General features: G+C 58.3%; 17 protein-coding genes. 8 read left to right on the top strand and 9 right to left on the bottom strand.

The features are described 5' to 3' along the window. Window positions 1-76: 76 nt before the first annotated feature. On the bottom strand, window positions 77-1,546 hold the full coding sequence (mobQ, locus tag QMG84_RS21255; RefSeq protein WP_281932830.1) for a MobQ family relaxase: 1,470 nt from the start codon (window positions 1,544-1,546) through the stop codon (window positions 77-79). A gap of 313 nt (window positions 1,547-1,859) precedes the next feature. Between mobQ and QMG84_RS21250 the strand changes: the two genes are divergently transcribed. Further along, window positions 1,860-2,189, top strand: a complete 330-nt coding sequence (locus tag QMG84_RS21250) for a hypothetical protein (protein WP_281932829.1) — start codon at window positions 1,860-1,862, stop codon at window positions 2,187-2,189. A gap of 265 nt (window positions 2,190-2,454) precedes the next feature. Here QMG84_RS21250 and QMG84_RS21245 read toward each other — a convergent pair whose 3' ends face one another. The 3 genes from QMG84_RS21245 to QMG84_RS21235 form a co-directional block, all read right to left on the bottom strand. Beyond that, on the bottom strand, window positions 2,455-2,661 hold the full coding sequence (locus QMG84_RS21245; RefSeq protein ID WP_281932828.1) for a hypothetical protein: 207 nt from the start codon (window positions 2,659-2,661) through the stop codon (window positions 2,455-2,457). A 153-nt stretch (window positions 2,662-2,814) separates the two neighbouring features. Continuing rightward, a complete protein-coding gene (locus tag QMG84_RS21240) occupies window positions 2,815-3,096 on the bottom strand; it encodes a ribbon-helix-helix domain-containing protein (RefSeq protein ID WP_281932827.1) in 282 nt (93 codons plus the stop codon). A 7-nt stretch (window positions 3,097-3,103) separates the two neighbouring features. Next, window positions 3,104-3,754 (bottom strand): AAA family ATPase, encoded by a 651-nt coding sequence (locus QMG84_RS21235; RefSeq protein WP_281932826.1) that lies wholly within the window; start codon window positions 3,752-3,754, stop codon window positions 3,104-3,106. A 293-nt stretch (window positions 3,755-4,047) separates the two neighbouring features. On the opposite strand from QMG84_RS21235, the gene QMG84_RS21230 reads away from it, so the two are divergent. Both QMG84_RS21230 and QMG84_RS21225 read left to right on the top strand, forming a co-directional pair. Continuing rightward, entirely contained in the window at window positions 4,048-4,356 is a 309-nt protein-coding gene (locus QMG84_RS21230) for a BrnT family toxin (RefSeq protein WP_281932825.1), read from the top strand. Beyond that, window positions 4,322-4,585, top strand: a complete 264-nt coding sequence (locus QMG84_RS21225; RefSeq protein ID WP_281932824.1) for a CopG family antitoxin — start codon at window positions 4,322-4,324, stop codon at window positions 4,583-4,585. The genes QMG84_RS21230 and QMG84_RS21225 overlap by 35 nt, the downstream gene beginning before the upstream one ends. A 337-nt stretch (window positions 4,586-4,922) precedes the next feature. On the opposite strand, the gene QMG84_RS21220 is transcribed toward QMG84_RS21225, so the two are convergent. Beyond that, the gene (locus QMG84_RS21220) at window positions 4,923-5,714 is read right to left on the bottom strand and encodes a hypothetical protein (RefSeq protein WP_281932823.1); all 792 of its coding nucleotides are present in this window, start codon (window positions 5,712-5,714) and stop codon (window positions 4,923-4,925) included. A gap of 551 nt (window positions 5,715-6,265) precedes the next feature. On the opposite strand from QMG84_RS21220, the gene QMG84_RS21215 reads away from it, so the two are divergent. Continuing rightward, window positions 6,266-6,868 (top strand): hypothetical protein, encoded by a 603-nt coding sequence (locus QMG84_RS21215; protein ID WP_281932822.1) that lies wholly within the window; start codon window positions 6,266-6,268, stop codon window positions 6,866-6,868. Next, on the top strand, window positions 6,865-7,710 hold the full coding sequence (locus QMG84_RS21210) for a ComEC/Rec2 family competence protein (protein ID WP_281932821.1): 846 nt from the start codon (window positions 6,865-6,867) through the stop codon (window positions 7,708-7,710). The genes QMG84_RS21215 and QMG84_RS21210 overlap by 4 nt, the downstream gene beginning before the upstream one ends. 59 nt (window positions 7,711-7,769) lie before the next feature. Here QMG84_RS21210 and QMG84_RS21205 read toward each other — a convergent pair whose 3' ends face one another. Continuing rightward, entirely contained in the window at window positions 7,770-9,257 is a 1,488-nt protein-coding gene (locus QMG84_RS21205) for a restriction endonuclease (protein WP_281932837.1), read from the bottom strand. Then, window positions 9,254-9,802, bottom strand: coding sequence for a recombinase family protein (locus tag QMG84_RS21200; protein WP_281932836.1), 549 nt, complete (start codon window positions 9,800-9,802; stop codon window positions 9,254-9,256). Before QMG84_RS21200 ends, QMG84_RS21205 begins: the two co-directional genes overlap by 4 nt. 519 nt (window positions 9,803-10,321) lie before the next feature. On the opposite strand from QMG84_RS21200, the gene QMG84_RS21195 reads away from it, so the two are divergent. Together QMG84_RS21195 and QMG84_RS21190 are read left to right on the top strand one after the other, a co-directional pair. Beyond that, window positions 10,322-10,624 carry a hypothetical protein gene (locus QMG84_RS21195; protein WP_281932835.1) on the top strand — a complete coding sequence of 101 codons (303 nt, stop codon included), beginning with the start codon at window positions 10,322-10,324 and terminating at the stop codon, window positions 10,622-10,624. 66 nt (window positions 10,625-10,690) lie between these two features. Beyond that, on the top strand, window positions 10,691-11,269 hold the full coding sequence (locus QMG84_RS21190) for a hypothetical protein (RefSeq protein ID WP_281932834.1): 579 nt from the start codon (window positions 10,691-10,693) through the stop codon (window positions 11,267-11,269). Window positions 11,270-12,303: 1,034 nt separating this feature from the next. Here QMG84_RS21190 and QMG84_RS21185 read toward each other — a convergent pair. Further along, window positions 12,304-12,510, bottom strand: coding sequence for a hypothetical protein (locus QMG84_RS21185; protein WP_281932833.1), 207 nt, complete (start codon window positions 12,508-12,510; stop codon window positions 12,304-12,306). A 214-nt stretch (window positions 12,511-12,724) separates the two neighbouring features. On the opposite strand from QMG84_RS21185, the gene QMG84_RS21180 reads away from it, so the two are divergent. Then, the gene (locus tag QMG84_RS21180) at window positions 12,725-15,187 is read left to right on the top strand and encodes a type IV secretory system conjugative DNA transfer family protein (RefSeq protein ID WP_281932832.1); all 2,463 of its coding nucleotides are present in this window, start codon (window positions 12,725-12,727) and stop codon (window positions 15,185-15,187) included. 254 nt (window positions 15,188-15,441) lie between these two features. Here QMG84_RS21180 and QMG84_RS21175 read toward each other — a convergent pair whose 3' ends face one another. Beyond that, window positions 15,442-15,639, bottom strand: coding sequence for a hypothetical protein (locus QMG84_RS21175; protein ID WP_281932831.1), 198 nt, complete (start codon window positions 15,637-15,639; stop codon window positions 15,442-15,444). Between the last annotated feature and the right edge of the window lie 227 nt (window positions 15,640-15,866).

Genomic DNA, 15,866 nt, shown 5'->3' with positions numbered 1-15,866 from the left:
CCCCGGAATTCTGCCTTGCGGTTCCCGGCGTCTTCTTCGCTCCGGCTCCCGCCGCGCCCCCTGCGGAAACCTTCAATCAGTCCCGCTCGCGCTCTCGGCCCTCGTTCGACCAGTATCGCTCGTTGCGCTTGTGCATGTCCTCGATGAGCTGCCGCATGCCGTCGTCGCCGAATTTCCGCAGCGTCTCCTGATGCGCCGATGTGAGGTTGTGGATGTCGGACGCCGACAACGAGCGCCCCTGCTTCATGTCGTCTTCGATGCGCTCAAGCGCGAGATCGGCCTCCTTCTCCGCCCGCACCTGCGCGCCGCGCGCCGCGTGCTGCTCCTTCATCAATTTTGGGTCGTCGTGGATGAAGCCCGCCAGCTCGCCGCCGCGATCTTTCATCGAGACCGGCTTCTCATGCCCCGAAACGATGTTGCTCATGTAGTCCGCAAGGCTGAAAACCGCGCCGGTCGCCTTGTCCGCGACGCGCAAACCTTCCTTGCCCGTTCCCATAATGCGCGCTCCCACATTGACCTTCTCGGCGGTCTGCTTCTCAACGCGATTGCGCCATGCGTCCTGAATAGCCCGGTCGCGCGCCTCGCGCGTTTCCTGACGGAAAGCGGCGGCCTCCTGCCGTGCGCCGTCGCCGAATTTCCGCTCGACGCTATCCGGGCGCCGCAAAGCGCGGTCGTCCGCTTTCGCCGCCTTCTCGATCTGGCGCAGCGCCTGCGCGCGCTCCTTTTCGAGCGCCTCCATCTGCTGCTCGAGCGCGCGCATCTCGAGCCGGATTCCGTTGCGCTCCACAAGCGTCTGCAACTCCTGCCAGCGGTCGGCCTCCTTGCCGCGCCGCTGCATCCCGGTCGCCTTCGGCCCCATGTGCCGCGTCGGCTCCCGGTCGTGCAGATGCTCCGCGAACTCTTTATCGCCACGCGCCAAGGCGGCCTGGCGCTGCTCGGCAAGCGTCTTATGGCCCTGCCGCCAGCGTTCGGCCTCAACCGGATAACCGGCCCGTTCGAGCGCCTTCGCCCCCTTCTCCGCCCATTGCTCTTTCCACAGCGCCAGATACTCCGGCTTGTTCCAGTCACGGCATTTGGTTTTGGCGAATCCGTCGCCGTCGATCTTGCGCATGGTCAGCAAAATATGCGCGTGAAAGTTCCGCTGGTCGCCCTTTTCGTCGGGGGCGTGAATGACCGCATCGACAACCATGCCCTTGCGCGCGAACTGCTCGCGACAAAAATCCTTGAGCATCCATTCGCGCTGTTGCTGGTCGAGCTGGTGCGGAAAGGCGCAGTCGATATTGCGCGCGGGCTGCCCGTTCTTTTGCCGCTCTGTCGCCTCGGCTCGGTTCCAAAGCTGGTTCCGGTCGCGCGCCCAGTCCGGCGCATTCTCCGGCGCGAAGATGCCCTCGAACAGCACCGGGCTATGGTCACCGTAATCCTTCGTTTTGCAACCGTCGCGCTCGTTGTCGAGCTGCGCACGCGCGTTATAGGCCGCTTTGGCAACGGCGCTCTGCCCTTTGCCGAAGCTCACTGGCTTTGCCGAGAAGTGATAGCCGCAATTCATGCGCGCTTCGCCTCGTCGTTTCGCTGCTTCGCCGCGCCGGATGGCGAGGCCTCTTTCAGCTGGCCGCAAGCTCCTCGCCGGATGGCGGGAGAGCTTGCGGAACAGAACGCACACAGTCGCAAAGCGACTGTATAAGTGCGCCCTCCTGAAGTCGGGAGACACCTTCGGCAATCAAGCTAAAACTAGAATCAGAGCTTTTCAAGAGTCATCAAGCTGAATTAGCATCGCTCAAACGCGGAAGGATCACATGGCGAAAGATTACGACACGCAAATTGCGAAACTCAAAGCCGAGCGGGAAAAACTCGACGCGCGGTTGAGCAAGCTCGCGCAGCAGGCAAAGGACGAGAACCGCAAACGCGATGCGCGCCGCAAGATCATCGTCGGCGGAGCGATCCTCGCCTACATGGAGAAAGACGAATCTTTCGCGCGGGCCGTGCGCAGCATCTTGGGGACCTATGTCGGTCGCCCCAAAGACAAAGAGGTGATCGAGGATTTGCTCAAAGAGCTGGCCCAACCCGCGCCAGCTGCTCCTGCTGCAGATGCCGCACCGGCCTCCCCTCCTCCGCCGCCCTCGTCCAATGAAAACGCCACGGCGCCCACGACAACGGCAGCGAACCCCTATCCCTTCCTCTCCCGCATCTGACACGGGCGGCACGGGGAAGCGGCAAAATTCTCGACAGACGCGCGCGGCTCTCAACGTTGCAGCGATGTGAGAACCGGCGCGGGGATAGGACTTATCCACGCCCCGCGCCGCCCTCACAGCGAAGCGCGGCGGGGTGGATAAGTCCGCTAGGAACAAAGCGCCGGGTCGAGATTTTTTGAGCGCGCCTTGCGCGCACTCTTTTTCGTTTGCGAGGGCTCTGCCCTCGCGCTCCCGGGATATTTAAACAAGGTGATTTTCACTGGCTCTAGGAAAGCTGCCGCCACATCCGGTCAAAATCTGCCGCCTCTAGCTCCCGAATTTCGTCCAGCAGCTTGGTGAGCTCATCGGTATGCGGCCATTCTTCGGAAAGCCCCTTCTCCTTAATTAGCCGAAGGGCTCTTGAGGCCAGAAGTTCGAGCATGTCGAAGCGTTTGAGCAGTTCCTTGTTAAGGTCGGGAACTTCATCGCTCATTTTGGTTTCCTGTTTACTCGGAATCAAAGCGGCGCTAGCCTTTCCTCACGGTGCAGCCGGGGACGGCGATGACCGTCAAGGTGATGGGGCTGGCGGCGCGTCTGTCCAGCCCTTTCATTTATGCCCTTACGCAAGGATACCATTACAAGGGTATCAGCTTTTAGGGGTCAGCTCCTCAATCGACTTGAGGCCGCGCGCGCGAAACACCGCGTCCAGCCCTTCCATGATGAGGGCGTGCATCTTCACCCGTTCAGAAAAGGCGAGCTCGCGCAGCTGGTCGTGAACGGCGGGCGGCAAATAGACCGTCTGCTGAATGGTCGCCTCCTTCGTCGCGCTGCGGCGACGGGGTGAAGGCGGCGCGGTTTCGGCATTCACGACTTGCGGAATCTCGATGTGCTCGGCTTCGCGGACCAGCGGCGTGACGATCCCCGACAAAACGGTCCTACGCGGCTTTGACATTCTTTTTCACCTTGGGCTGTAGCTTATGGTCAATCCAATTCCAGAGTTGGCGGATTTCGAAGGCGGCGGCTCCCGTCGCGTTGAATTCGGTAACGCCCATGCCTGCGGCCATAGCGTCTTGATGATCGGCGCGGCTGACAATCGGCGGCTCGGCAATAAGGCCTAGAGCGGCGAGCCCTGCCCTTGCCTCGTCAACCCGCCCCGACCGGGGCGGGCATTGGGTGAGAACGAAGGCAAACGGCTTGTCGAGCCGGATAAGGCTTTGCACGGTCGGCAAGCAGCCCTTGAGGTCGGTCGCGGTCGGACGGCACGGGATGAGGCAAAAATCCGAAACGCGCATCACGGCGTTGATGTGGGGGTTATCCGCGCCCGGCGTGTCGATGACTACCAACTGATAGCCTGCCTCTTTCAAGGTCGAGATGGCTTTCTCAAGCATCGTCGAGTCGATGCGCTCGAACTCCGGGCCTTCTTCGGCGGCCCGGCTTTCGGTCCAGTCGGTCAATGTCCCCTGCTTGTCGAGTTCAAGCATGAACACGCGGCGGCCTTCCTCGAAGGCGGCCACGGCGACGGATGCGGCGGTTGTGCTTTTACCGCTGCCGCCTTTCTGGGTGACGAAGGAGATCACTTGCATCATGGCGCACCATTGTAATGGTATAATGGTATCGTTGCATCAGGGCATCATTGTATCATGGCTTAATCGGATACCATTAAGACAAGATTAAGATTTCCCCTGATTTCAAGGCGGGGGCCGGAAAAAGCCCTGCCGCCGCGCGCCATGATACAAGGATACCATTATACCATTGCAAAGCTTTCGCATCACCTTCACCTTTGCAATAATATTGCGTCGCTTTTGCGTGACCGGCGGCAGGGCTTCGTTTATGGTGGCATTTGTATAGGCATTTGCCTATTTTATTGAACTGAGGCCGCATGGAATTTTCGGGGTTCGATTGGGACAAGGGCAACCGGGAGAAGTGCCAGAAGCACGGCGTTTCGATCCACGAAATCGAAAGCCTGTTTTTCGGGACTGTCATGATCGGCCCGGACCCCGCGCATTCGGAGCGGGAAGAGCGGTTCATAGGCTTCGGCACAACCGGGCAAGGCCGCAAGCTCTTCGTGGTCTTCACGCTACGCCAGAAGGACGGCGAGACGTTTTTGAGGCCGATAAGCGCCCGCTACATGCACAAGAAGGAGGTCGCGCACTATGAAAAAGAAACCGCTCCCCACGCTAAAAAGTGACGCTGAAGCTGAAGCTTTTGTCGCCGAAGCCGACCTGACGGAATTCGACCTGTCGACTCTCGTCCCTGTTCGCTTCGAATTGAAGCGCAAGGACAAGTCGGTCAATCTCCGTCTGCCCGACGATCTGCTTACGGCAGTCCGCAAGCAGGCCGAAAAGGAAAAGATGCCGTATCAGCGGTTCATCCGCTTGGCTTTGGAGAAAGCCTTGCAACACCCCGAGCCGAAGTGAGAGGCACCCAACTATACCATTAGGCCACGATACCATTATGCAATTATAATGGCGTCTTGCCCTCTGTTCGACGCGCCGCAGGCCGTCGAAACCGCCGCAAGGCGGGCAAACTGACGCCCTCCGTCCCGACAATTTCCAGTTGCCACACAAAGCGGCGCGCTCAAGGCTTGCCGCTTGCGGCAACCGCCGAAGGCGGCGCGTAGCGGCCTTGAACGCACTAGCCGCGCCGTGTGGCACTCTCTCGGTCGGGAACGGGAGGGCATGGCTCCGCCGATCCCCTCGGGGAAGGGGCCGCAAATCGCCTGTATTGGCCGGTGAGAGGGGGTAGGGCAGGGAGCTAGAAAGCCTCCCACGCCTCCTGCAAATCTCCCCACGCGCCCCGTATCGGGCTCTGGTGAACCGAATTTCGCCCCTTGGTCTTATCGAATGAAGAATCCTTAGATGATGGTGACGATTTTCTAGACTCGGATGCCTGCCGATAGAGACGCACGGCCATTGCGCCCAACCCCTGCGGCTCTTGGATGGTATAGGCGTTACAATCCTGCACGACCTTGAAGCCGAGCGGCGTGCAAATGCGCTTGATGCGCCGATGCACGACGACGAAGCCATAAAGCTGCAAGACCTTGAGACAGTTGACCACGGTCTGCTTGCAAACACAGGCCAGCTTTCCGAGGCCTTCGAGTGAGGGGCGCACCTCGCCATATTGCAGAGCCAGGTTGAGCAATGCCTTCAACACCCGCGCCACGGTGCGCGGGATGCCCTGCTTCCCCTTCTCGCGGGAATGGCGATAGGTGCCGCGCTCGATCGCTTCGAGCGCGTTCAGGATGCGCGCATAGGCGTTGCGGTCGATGCCGAGTTTCGGCGCGGCGCGGAAGGCGCTGTTGCTGCGGTAGTTGATGAAATCCGGGCCGCGTTCAGATGCCTCATCGTAGAGGCGAGAGACGAATTCGCGTTCGTCCTCGCTGCGGCATTGGCCCATGAGATAGGACGCGCTTTGCGCAAGATCGCGCTCCCACGCGGCCGCGCGGTTGGCGCTGCGCGAGGATCGAACGCGCGGGGCAGGGGACTCGATAGCTGGAAACGCATCGAACAACGCACCTTGATTCGCTGAAATCTCCTCAAAAGACATGGCTTCTCCTTCGGGTTGATCGCTCAACCCGCCCCGGAAAGCGGCTTAAAATCGGCGCAAACGCCCCCGTTAGCGGAAACGGGGTTTCCGCTTGACTTGGGGGCGAAGGTGGGGGAAATTCGTGTTGTCCAGACACTGAATTTCCCGGCCTGCGCCGGATATGAAGCCCGCCCTCGTGGCGGGTTTTCTGTTTCTGGGCTCTGCTTCTCCGAAAAAAGTGCAGGGCTGCGCGGGCGCAAATCACTCGCGCATTGGCCGAGCCTGCCTAGATTTTCCTGATTCGTCGAGAGTCTTGCGAAAGCGCCCGTATTTACAGGCGTTGGGACTCTTTACTGCCGTGCCGCTCATGCGTCAGGGATGGAAGCCCGCAGGGCCGAAACCGCAAAGCGGGTTCGGTTCACGACAGCCCGACCGCGCGTTCGCGCGCAGGGACGCCCGAAAACCTAGCCGTCATGGATAAGTCATGGCCAAAGTTGCTTGCATATAAGCCCTTGAAAAACTCCACCTTGAACACCACCTCCGCTCAAAAGTGAACGGCTAGGTTGGCGCTCATGGACGAATTTTTAAAGGTAGAATACGAGAAGTGTCTCGATCTGATTAAATTTTATGATGATAAGCACCAGACGCTTACAAAGCTAACAGCAACACTTTCAAGTGCTGTTCCGTCGCTGCTGCTTGCCTTCTACAAAATTGGGAACCCGGAGACGAATGAACAATTTTGGCACTTCGTGACGTTTATTTCGGCGATGACAGCTTTGTCGTTATTGTTGATATTCGCAATTATCGTGCAAGTCAGGCTTTATTTTGTTTATCCAGCGAGACAGGTGAATGCTATCCGTAAGTTCTCCCTTGCGAAGATCGACGACTTTGATAACAACCAAATGTATCTTGATACCTCGTTCGGCGCATTCAAGTGGGCCAGTGCCCACACGCTATCCAACGGGCTCGTAGCTATACAGATTGGAATTTTCGTAGCGCTAGCCTTTTTCGGCACTCAGATCGATCAATCTCGCGATTTTGAGTCCCTAATTTTGGCTTCTGCCGCAGTCATGGCCGCTGCTGCCCTCGCGGTATTCGGCGTTTCCGCTGCCTATCTCTCCTCGAAAAGCAAATATCATCCAGACATCAGCGTTCATAACGCACGGAGCAAATGATGACGCTTAGAATTGTGGTGCATGATGTTGGCCACGGGCAGGCTATCCATGCGTTCACCCCTGATGGAAACGTAATTGTAATTGATCTTGGGTGCTCGGCTGATTTTTCTCCTCTTGGGTGGCTAAAGGGCCAGACTAAAACAATTGATAGCCTCGTCATTACCCATCCGCACGGGGATCATATCGACGAGATGCTGCTTTTGAAAAAACACGGCTTTGCCGTTAGGCAGCTATGGCGTCCTAATTGGCTGGATAAGAAAACAGTATACGAGCAAAATCAATCGACATACCAAGGAAAGCTCGATGCTTATTTTGAGATGTCCGACCGCTATAATGGTGCCATAGCGCCGGAGGAACTCGTTGGAAATCCAGAAGCCACTGGCGGCGTATCAATTAGAAAATTCGCTTCACGCGATTGCGGACAGAGCAACATCAACAATCACAGCGGCGTGGTTGTTTTCACTTACCATGGCATCACGGTTGTGATCCCCGGAGATAACGAGCCAGCTTCTTGGAAGGCCCTTTTAAAACAACCAGATTTCGCAAAGGTCCTCTCGGAGATGGACGTCTTTATGGCTAGCCATCATGGGCGTGAGTCGGGCTACTGCGCGGACATTTTCGATAACAAGCCGAATTTGTGCATAGTCAGCGACGGAAGCGTCAAAGACACAGACGCAGCCGGGCGTTACTCCTACCATGCAAAGGGATGGAGTGTTTCGAAGAGAAAAGACCAGACGAGGAGTGAAAGATTTTGTGTCACAACCCGCTCTGACGGCCACATAGAATTGCAAATTGGTCGCAATCCGAATGGCAATCGTTTTTTAGCGGCGAGTGTGGCCTAGGCGGCGACGGATCACCTCGCGCTTTTGGCGCTCGCGATTGCGTGAAGCGACGCAACTCCTCATTCCATGTTAAGTCGCCGCGCCTCCTCCAAGTCGATACGGAATGCGCATCCGTGTCGCTTGAGCATAGCAATTAAGTTTGGGCCGTCTACGAGAGAAATAGGCTTATTCTTCGCGAATTCGTAGGAGTCTGGGCCGTAGCTGCTGGTGGCAACGAGAATTCCACGATTTGCCCCTTCGTTCACAACGGTTCCGTAGAGATCACGAACAGCGGCGACATCAACGGTTCGAGTGTATCTCTTGGCCTGTAGGACAAATTTACCCCCGCGAAGCGGGTCTGGGTCATACATAATTGCATCCACGCCGCGATCCCTCGAAGCTCTCGTCACCTTTACTTCGACTCCATTGCGTCCGAATTCCCACTCGAATAGCTGGCGGACGAGCTGCTCGAAATCTTCCCACGGCATTGCCGCAAGATTTGTTTCTTCCTCCATCTGAGCTGCGACATCGCGGTTACCGACAACCCGGTCATCGTCTTTGTCCAATACGAAAATTGGTCGCACAGGCGCGACTTTGTCAGTGGATGGGGTGCTTATTCCTTTGAAATGCCGGAAGCAGGCCTTTGCGTCGATGCGGTCGAGCTGCAGGGCGACAAGCTCGCTCTTTAGAGCCTGTAGGGAAGCGATAGCGCCGTCGCGAGGCGCACCAGTCGCGGGATCATGCCAATGTTGCTCGGCATTAACGGCAACTGTGTCAAACCAGTTTCCGCTGTCTGATTTCGCTACCAAGTAGGCCGCGCGCAGACATAGCGAATATAAAATCGCTTCGGTCGAGCGCTTACGTTCTGCAGCACCGACAGAAAGCCACTTTGCTTTCCACGAATCGCTACGCTTTCGAACGATTGTAAGGTGCGAGAAGTCGGGTATTTGAATAGTGCAAAGCGCAATTCGGGATGGAACGTCTAAATAAAATGAAGCAGGCATGCTCAATGCAGTCGGAAGGGGGTGTCGCAGAAATGACAACTCCATTAGACGACGAATCGCTGCTGGGTCTTTCGACAAACAAGCCTGTCTGATCTGCTCTAACTCGACAACCTCCGCCCGGAGCTTTCGTTGAAGGTTCTGAGCCACCTCTTCTCTCCGACGGGAGAGTTCCTCGAACCTCTTTAAGATAGCGGCAGCCGGGGCCGAAACTTGATTTTCTGGCTGGCGCTTCTCCCCAAAAATGCGACTAAAAAAGGATGGTGCGGGCTGGGAAACGGGGGCCGTGGCTTCGGCGGGGAGGGACGGTAACGCAGGAATTTCTGGAAGAGGATGAGGTTGAAGGAGGTCAAAACCATGTGGCGGTCCCACAGATTCAGACGAAAGAATCTCGGCAATCTGGGGGAGAGTGACGCCGCCTTCCGGCAAGTCTCTTAAAGCAACCCTTGCGGCAAAATCCAAAACAGAGGGGTCATATAGGCCATTGTAGTGAAGCTCCTTAAGGCTCCTCTCGAACCTGTCGAGTTGAAAGTTGTAATCCGTCAAAACATCTCTTTTATAGTTCATACAAGCCTCGAAATCGTGCTGCGGTCGACGTTGAAGCGGCGGGCCAGATCGGCCTGCGAGGCCGTGCCTTCGGCAAGCGCCGCAAGTGCCTCTTCACGCTGATGGCGGGTGAGCTTCGGCGGGCGGCCCATGTGGACGCCGCGCGCCTTGGCCCGCTCGCGGCCTTCGCCGGTGCGGGCGCGGATTAAGTCGCGCTCGAACTCGGCGAGACCGCCTAACACGGTGAGCATTAGCCGCCCGTGCGGGGTCGTTGTGTCGGTCCATGCGTCATGCAGGGAGCGGAACCCGGCCCCGGCCTTCCCCACGGCGTCGAGAATGTTCAAGAGGTCGCGCGTCGAGCGCGCCAGCCGGTCGAGGCGGGTCACAAGCAGGGTGTCCCCCTCAGCCAGCGCCTTGATGGCGCGTGCCAGCTCGCGCCGGTCGCTCTTTGCGCCGCTCGCCGTCTCCCGAAAGACCTTCTCCGCCCCGGCGGCGCGCAACGCTTTCACTTGAGCATCCACGCTCTGCCCGTCGGTCGAGACTCGCGCATAGCCGAAAATCGTCATGCCGGAAACGTAGCTTTGCGCGGAACTTTTGCAACAAACTTTTGCACAGCTGAAGCCCCTGAAAAACAAGGCCTCGGCGGTTGTTGCGAAAGTCTTGATTTTTGCACCAACCCAAGACACACAAAAAGCTGCAAAAAGGACTTGCTATTGGCTCCATTTTGGAGTACATAGCTGGCGCAGGGTGCGAAAACCCTGTGATTGCAAGGCATGGAAAATGGTCACATCGGAGAAAATATGCAGCGATTTCAGATGCTTGGCAGATGCTAAGCCATTTGGTTTCGACAGAAGGCTTCTTGGCCTCGACTGCTATTTATCGCCTGATAGGGAGGACCTAATCTATGCCGCAATCAAAGATTTCGGACGGTTTCGAAAAGACTGAAACCGTTCTCACGATGGAAATCGCCATCGCGCTTCTGGACGATATACTCGGCCCTGAAGAAGAAAACGATCCGGACCCGCCGCCGAACGGCGGGTCCCAACTGGGTGTCAAGTTATGGCTTGGCAGTAGGAGTAATGACTATGACCTCGCCTCGGCTACAAGTGCGCGTTAGCGACCAACAGAAGCAACTTGTTGACCGGCTTCAGAAACTTTGCGGCCTGAAGAGTCAGACGGCGGTCATCGAGAACGCTCTCATGCTGCTGGCATGGGCTGCTGCCCAGTCACATCGTGGATTAGCGATTGCTTCTGTTGACGAAGAGACGAACCGCTACAACGAGGTGCATTTACCTGCCCTTGAGGGGGCTCGTCTCGCGGGCCAATTGAAGAGCGCGTTAAAGTCCGGCGCAAAGGACAAAGCTCCGAAGTTGGCGCTTGTCGATTAAACAGGGCTAGCGACTGCTATTCGAAAATGAGATGCTCGGCGTGGGATAATCGCGTCGAGCATTTTCATGCCTAAAGAAATTCGACTGAACGAAGCTACGTTTGAGGCGGTTGTTCAGGAGGTCATCCGCGCTGTCAGTAATTCAAGTGACAGCGAAAATGCTTCTAACAACGTGACGGTAGCGTTCGAGAGGGCTGGACTTCTCGAAGCAAAGGAAAGCGGCGCGCCGCTACAAAAATCGTCAGAAATCAAGCTGACTATAAACATCATCAATTACTACTCCAGAGAGGTACATATGTCTACCTTCAACAACACCGGAAGCAACATCGCTGCTCAGGGTGATCTCGCGCGCTCCGATCACAATACGCAGAATATTGCCAATGTGACGGATCAGCCTCTCGATTTGGCAGAGTTCATGAGGCAATTGGATCTTGTGAGAGAGGAACTAGAAAAGCGCGATGCGGACCGATTGCAAAAAGGCAAAGCTATCGGAGTCCTTGCAACGGCTGAAGAAAATGCCCGTGCCAATAACAAGTCTGGTGCGGTGGATGCTTTGAAGTCCGCTGGTGGGTTGTTGCTTGATGTTGCAAAATCGGTGTCTGCAAAACTCATAGAGGACGCCATCGAAGGTAAGTTCGGCGTGTAGGCGAGCGTTCGATCTGCCAATGTGAACACGAAGCCCGCCGATTCCGGCGGGTTTTTGCGACAACTCCGCGTCTCTCCTGGTCGTCCGCAAACTTCTCGACTTCTTTTCAAAGGGAATAGCAACAATGGCTGGCAACATTCAGACTGCGAGATTGGCCCCCGTCGGTATTGCATCAAATCAGGGCTTGGTAATGGCCGACGCAACAGTTGGGTCTGCACGCTTGGTGGCCTTATCCGTGCTCAATCCAGGAATGGGGGTGCATGCTGGCTGGACTCTCGAACGGGTCCGAGAGGACCGAGATGGTGATATATATCGTATTAGGAACGATGATATGGGCCTGTATCTGACAATGTCGGAAGGAGATCAGGTCAACTCGCGTGTACTGGGCGGGGTTCTAAGTCCTGACCCGCACCTGATCCCGACTCAGGAATGGCGATTTATCTCACAAGGGTCAAATCGTGTTAGCTGGGCAAGCAGGAGCGGATTGCGGATGCATCCAGATAGCCACGAGCCCGGAGCCACGGTCTACCTGGTATCCGGCGGGAACGATGTCTGGGAATACTGAGCATTTTCTCGCTGCCACCTCTAGTCATGTCATAAGCCTCGACTGCGAGTTGTCTTGGGGATGTAGGTGGTAAGCCGCATAAGGCCCATTCTGTTAAACGGGCGGCGTGGCGGGCCTCTCAAAAACGACCGTTTTTGAGAGAGCCTGAAAAAGCCGTTTGACAACCAAGTCACGGCACTCTGTGTCGAGTCCATTTTTGCACCAATCATCCAAACGGCAAAGGCTTTGACAGTATTTTTGCTTCTTCGCCGCAGTCAGGGCACACCGGAATCTCGTATGCTCCGTAGTTTGGAATTCCGGGCTCCCGCCCGCCGACCCATTTTGTCGTAAAGTTCTCGAAATTAGTCCTATGGTTATTCCAATCATCAGACTGCTCGACCTGCCGCCCTAGACGCCCGCAAGTCTCACATCGCAGCTCATATATTTGGTTCGTTTCCCAAGCCATGCCGTCCCCTACAAAATGCGCGCCTTAGCGCTCGCGGCCCTCGTCCTCGCGATCTCGACCTCGATCGCGCGGCGGCGCGGGCCGGTCTTCAGGATAAAGGAGGTAATAGATGCCCAGCGACCCGTGGGCTTTGTGAACGAGATAGAGGCGCGCCTTTTCGGCGGCGGACCGCTCCTCCGAGGTCATGAAATCAAGCGGCGATTTCGGCGGCGGGCGTTCTTCGCGTTCCACGCTGATTTCCTCGTCCTGTCACAGACACGTCCTAGGCTCGTAAACTGCTGAATCTGCAAAAGGTTGCACGCCAAAAAAATATTTTTGCAGCGCCCCCTTTGCCCCAATCCGACCACGAATGCGGCAAAGCCTTGCGGGGTTGTTGAAGCCGCGATTGCTGCGCGCCGTTCTTACCCGTCGTTTGCAGCCTCCGCATGAGCGTGGATGCGTAACCATGAATATGCACGTCTCGCCGCAAAGGGGCGGCGCTGCCTCCTCCCCTTTTCCTCCTCCCAGCCGCACTGAACGCCTGATCCGCGCCGCCGCCTTTATCAGCGGCACGCTTTTCATGATCTGGCGATGCCTCGGGCTGCTCGGCAATTTCTCCGATCTCTTTTCGGGTCACGTCGCGGTCGGCGACGCGGTCGGCCTCGCCGTCAATCTCTGGTCGATTGCGGCGGGTGTCGCCGTGGGTCTCGCCCTGCTCAACCCCCTGCGATGGCTGAACGGCAAGCGCTTTGCGGTCGGTTTAACCTCGGCGGCCGTGATGCTCGGCTCGCTCGGCGTGAGCACCATAGCCGCCCTGCTGACGTCGTTGTCGGGGGCGGGCTTCGGCCTGATTAGCCCGCTCTCCCCGGCCTTCCTCATCACGTCAATTGTCGGTCTGGCGCTCGCGCCTCCCTTGATGCTGATTTTCGGCGCGGTTTCCACCCTGACGGTTCTGGGCGTCCTCTTCGGCTTTGTCGGGTTCTTCCTCGTCGTTCCCATGGTGCTGTTCCGGCAGGTTCTCGAATTCGAGAACATCCTGCGCATGTATCGCTACGAGTCGCGCGGGCTGCTCGGCTACATCGTGCGCTTCATTTACTGGCTGCGGAATCAGCCGCTCCCCAAAGGCCTGCCTGATGACAGCCGGGGCGCGCGCTTCGCCGAACCGGAAGAAATCGCCGCCCTGCAATGTCCGCAAGGCATGGGCTTCGGCCATGTCGAGGGCGAGCCGCTGCGCATCGACACCGACAAGCACGTTCTGATTATGGCTTCGACGCGCTCCGGCAAGGGCGTCGCGCTCATCATCCCGCAACTGCTGCGCCACGTCGGAAGCGCCTTCGTCCTCGATCCCAAGGGCGAGAACGCCAGAGCGACTGGACGGCAACGCGCCACGCTCAACGATAAGGTGCTTTACCTCGATCCCTTCGGAATCTCCGGCAAGCCACAGGCGCGCTTCAATCCCATGTCGCGCCTGACGCTCGAAAACATGGATGCGGAAAGCAAGGCGCTCGCCGCTGCGCTCTTCGTCCCCGGCGAAGGCGAGAAGCGCGACTACTGGTTCGAGCGCGGCCTGCAACTCGTCGCCCTCTTCATTATGTTCGTCTTTGCGTCTGACGCGATCCCCGCGAACCGCAAGGATCTGCTGACCGTGCGGCGGCTGTTGCTCGGCAAGCCGAAGGCGTCGCTCGACGCCATGAAACAGGTCACGGATGACGACGGAACGCTGTCAAATCTCGCGCAGTCGTTCATCGACATGAACGAAAAGGAGTTCTCGTCGGTCGTCTCGGTCGCGCAGGGCCAAACCGCCATTCTCGACAATCCGGCAATGAAAGCCTGCCTTGCCGCCTCCGGCCCCGGCGAAGAGGTAGATTTCAAGGACTGGCGGCGCGGGACGATGACCGTCTATCTCTGCCTCTCCGCGCCCCGATTCCCCGTCTTCAATCGCTGGCTGCGTCTGGTGCTGACTTCGGCGCTCGACGAGATGACCGACATTCTCGACCCGCCGCCCGTGCCGATTTGCTTCATGCTCGACGAGCTGGCGACGCTCGGCCATTTGCCGCCAATCGAAAACGCAATCGGCCTTGCGGCGGGCTACGGCATCCAGCTGGTCACGGTCTGGCAGGATATCGGCCAGATGAAAGACCTCTACAAAAGCCGCTGGACTTCCTTCATCGGCAATTCCGGCGTGCGCGCGCTCTTCAACCTCGATGATTTCGACTCAGCAAAATACTGGTCGAACTTCATCGGCGGGCGCATCCACGAAACCCATTCGCGGCAGGAAGACCTCTACGGCCTTTCCAGCGGCCAGAATATCGGCGAGGCCGTGCGCCCGCTCATCACGCCGGAACAGCTCATGCTGCAATTCAGCAAGGAGCGCATGCTCGTGCTGCCGCAAGGCGCGCATCCGGTGATGACCGAACGCAAGCCCTATTGGGAAGATTCGGGCCTTGATGGCCTTTGGGACGATCCGCGCACGCCAACGCAACGGCTTCGTTCGCCTATGCCCCCGCGCCCGCCGCAGTCTCCGCCCCCGTCGAGCGGCCCCGGAACGCCGCCGCCTTCCTCACCTCCGTCCGGCGGTCCCCAGCCGTCGCCCGAGACTTTTTTTGAGGACTGGGAGGATGAGGACTTCGAGCCCGATGTTCCTCATTCTCCGCCGCAGCAAAGCCCGTCGCCGCAACCTGCGCCTGCGCCGTCTTACACGGCGCAACAAACGGGCTGGCCGGGCAGCTACGCGCCGTTCGGCGGCCTGAATGCCGGCGCGGCCAACAGCAACCAAGGCGGGCCTAAAACGGAACGCACGCTCGTGCGCACCGAGAAGGCCGCCGGTTTTACCTTCCACATCTATTCCGATGAGACGGTCAAAATCACCGCCGCCGACGGCGCAGTCCGCTGGTCAACTGTCGCCAATCTCAACCACGGGCGCAGCTAATCAGGAAGGCTGGGGCTTCTCCAAAGCCCCGGCCTCCGCTTGCCGCCGTGCCTCCTCGCGTTCGGCGTGGCGGTCGCGTTCGCACCGCTCCCGCAAGGCCTGCATGGCGGCGGCGCGGTCTTCGTGAGCGGCGCGGACGGCGGCGGGAATTTCCCAACGCCGCAGCCTGCGGCGCAAGCTCGCCAGCCGGTCGGCGAAGTGAGCGGCTATCGCCGCCGCTTCCGCGTCGAAGCTCGAACCCGACTCGCCGGTCGCTAGTCCTCCTCGCTCGGCAGCGTGAACTTGTTGCAGCCGGTCATCTCCGCCAGCACAGGCTCCCCGTCCAAGAGGCAAACGATCAGCTCGCCCTCTTTCCCCGCCCGCACCCATCCGGCTTTGCAGTTCCGACAATGACTCGCCGCGAACCCCTCCGGCTTTTGCCAAAGCAACTGTCGCCCTCTGTGCGTCAGCATGAAATCCACCTTTCGCAATCAAACGTCGCAAGCCCTGACCGGCACGCCCCGCGCGCCGGTCGCGTTCCTCGATCCAGCGCCCTAAATTCCTCGCCGGATTATGGCAAAGCTCAAGATAATCCCGCACAAGGTCGCCCGTGCGAAAGCTTCGACCCCCGCCGCTTTTTCCGGCCTTCTTGCGCGGCGTCGGCGCAACCGCTTCCCGCTGCGCAACCTGACGCGCAGCG

Origin of the sequence: Methylocystis iwaonis (assembly GCF_027925385.1) — a bacterium.
Classification (GTDB): Bacteria; Pseudomonadota; Alphaproteobacteria; order Rhizobiales; family Beijerinckiaceae; genus Methylocystis; species Methylocystis iwaonis.
The sequence above is the reverse complement of the archived record's forward strand: the minus strand, read 5'-3'. Positions and strand labels throughout refer to the sequence as shown.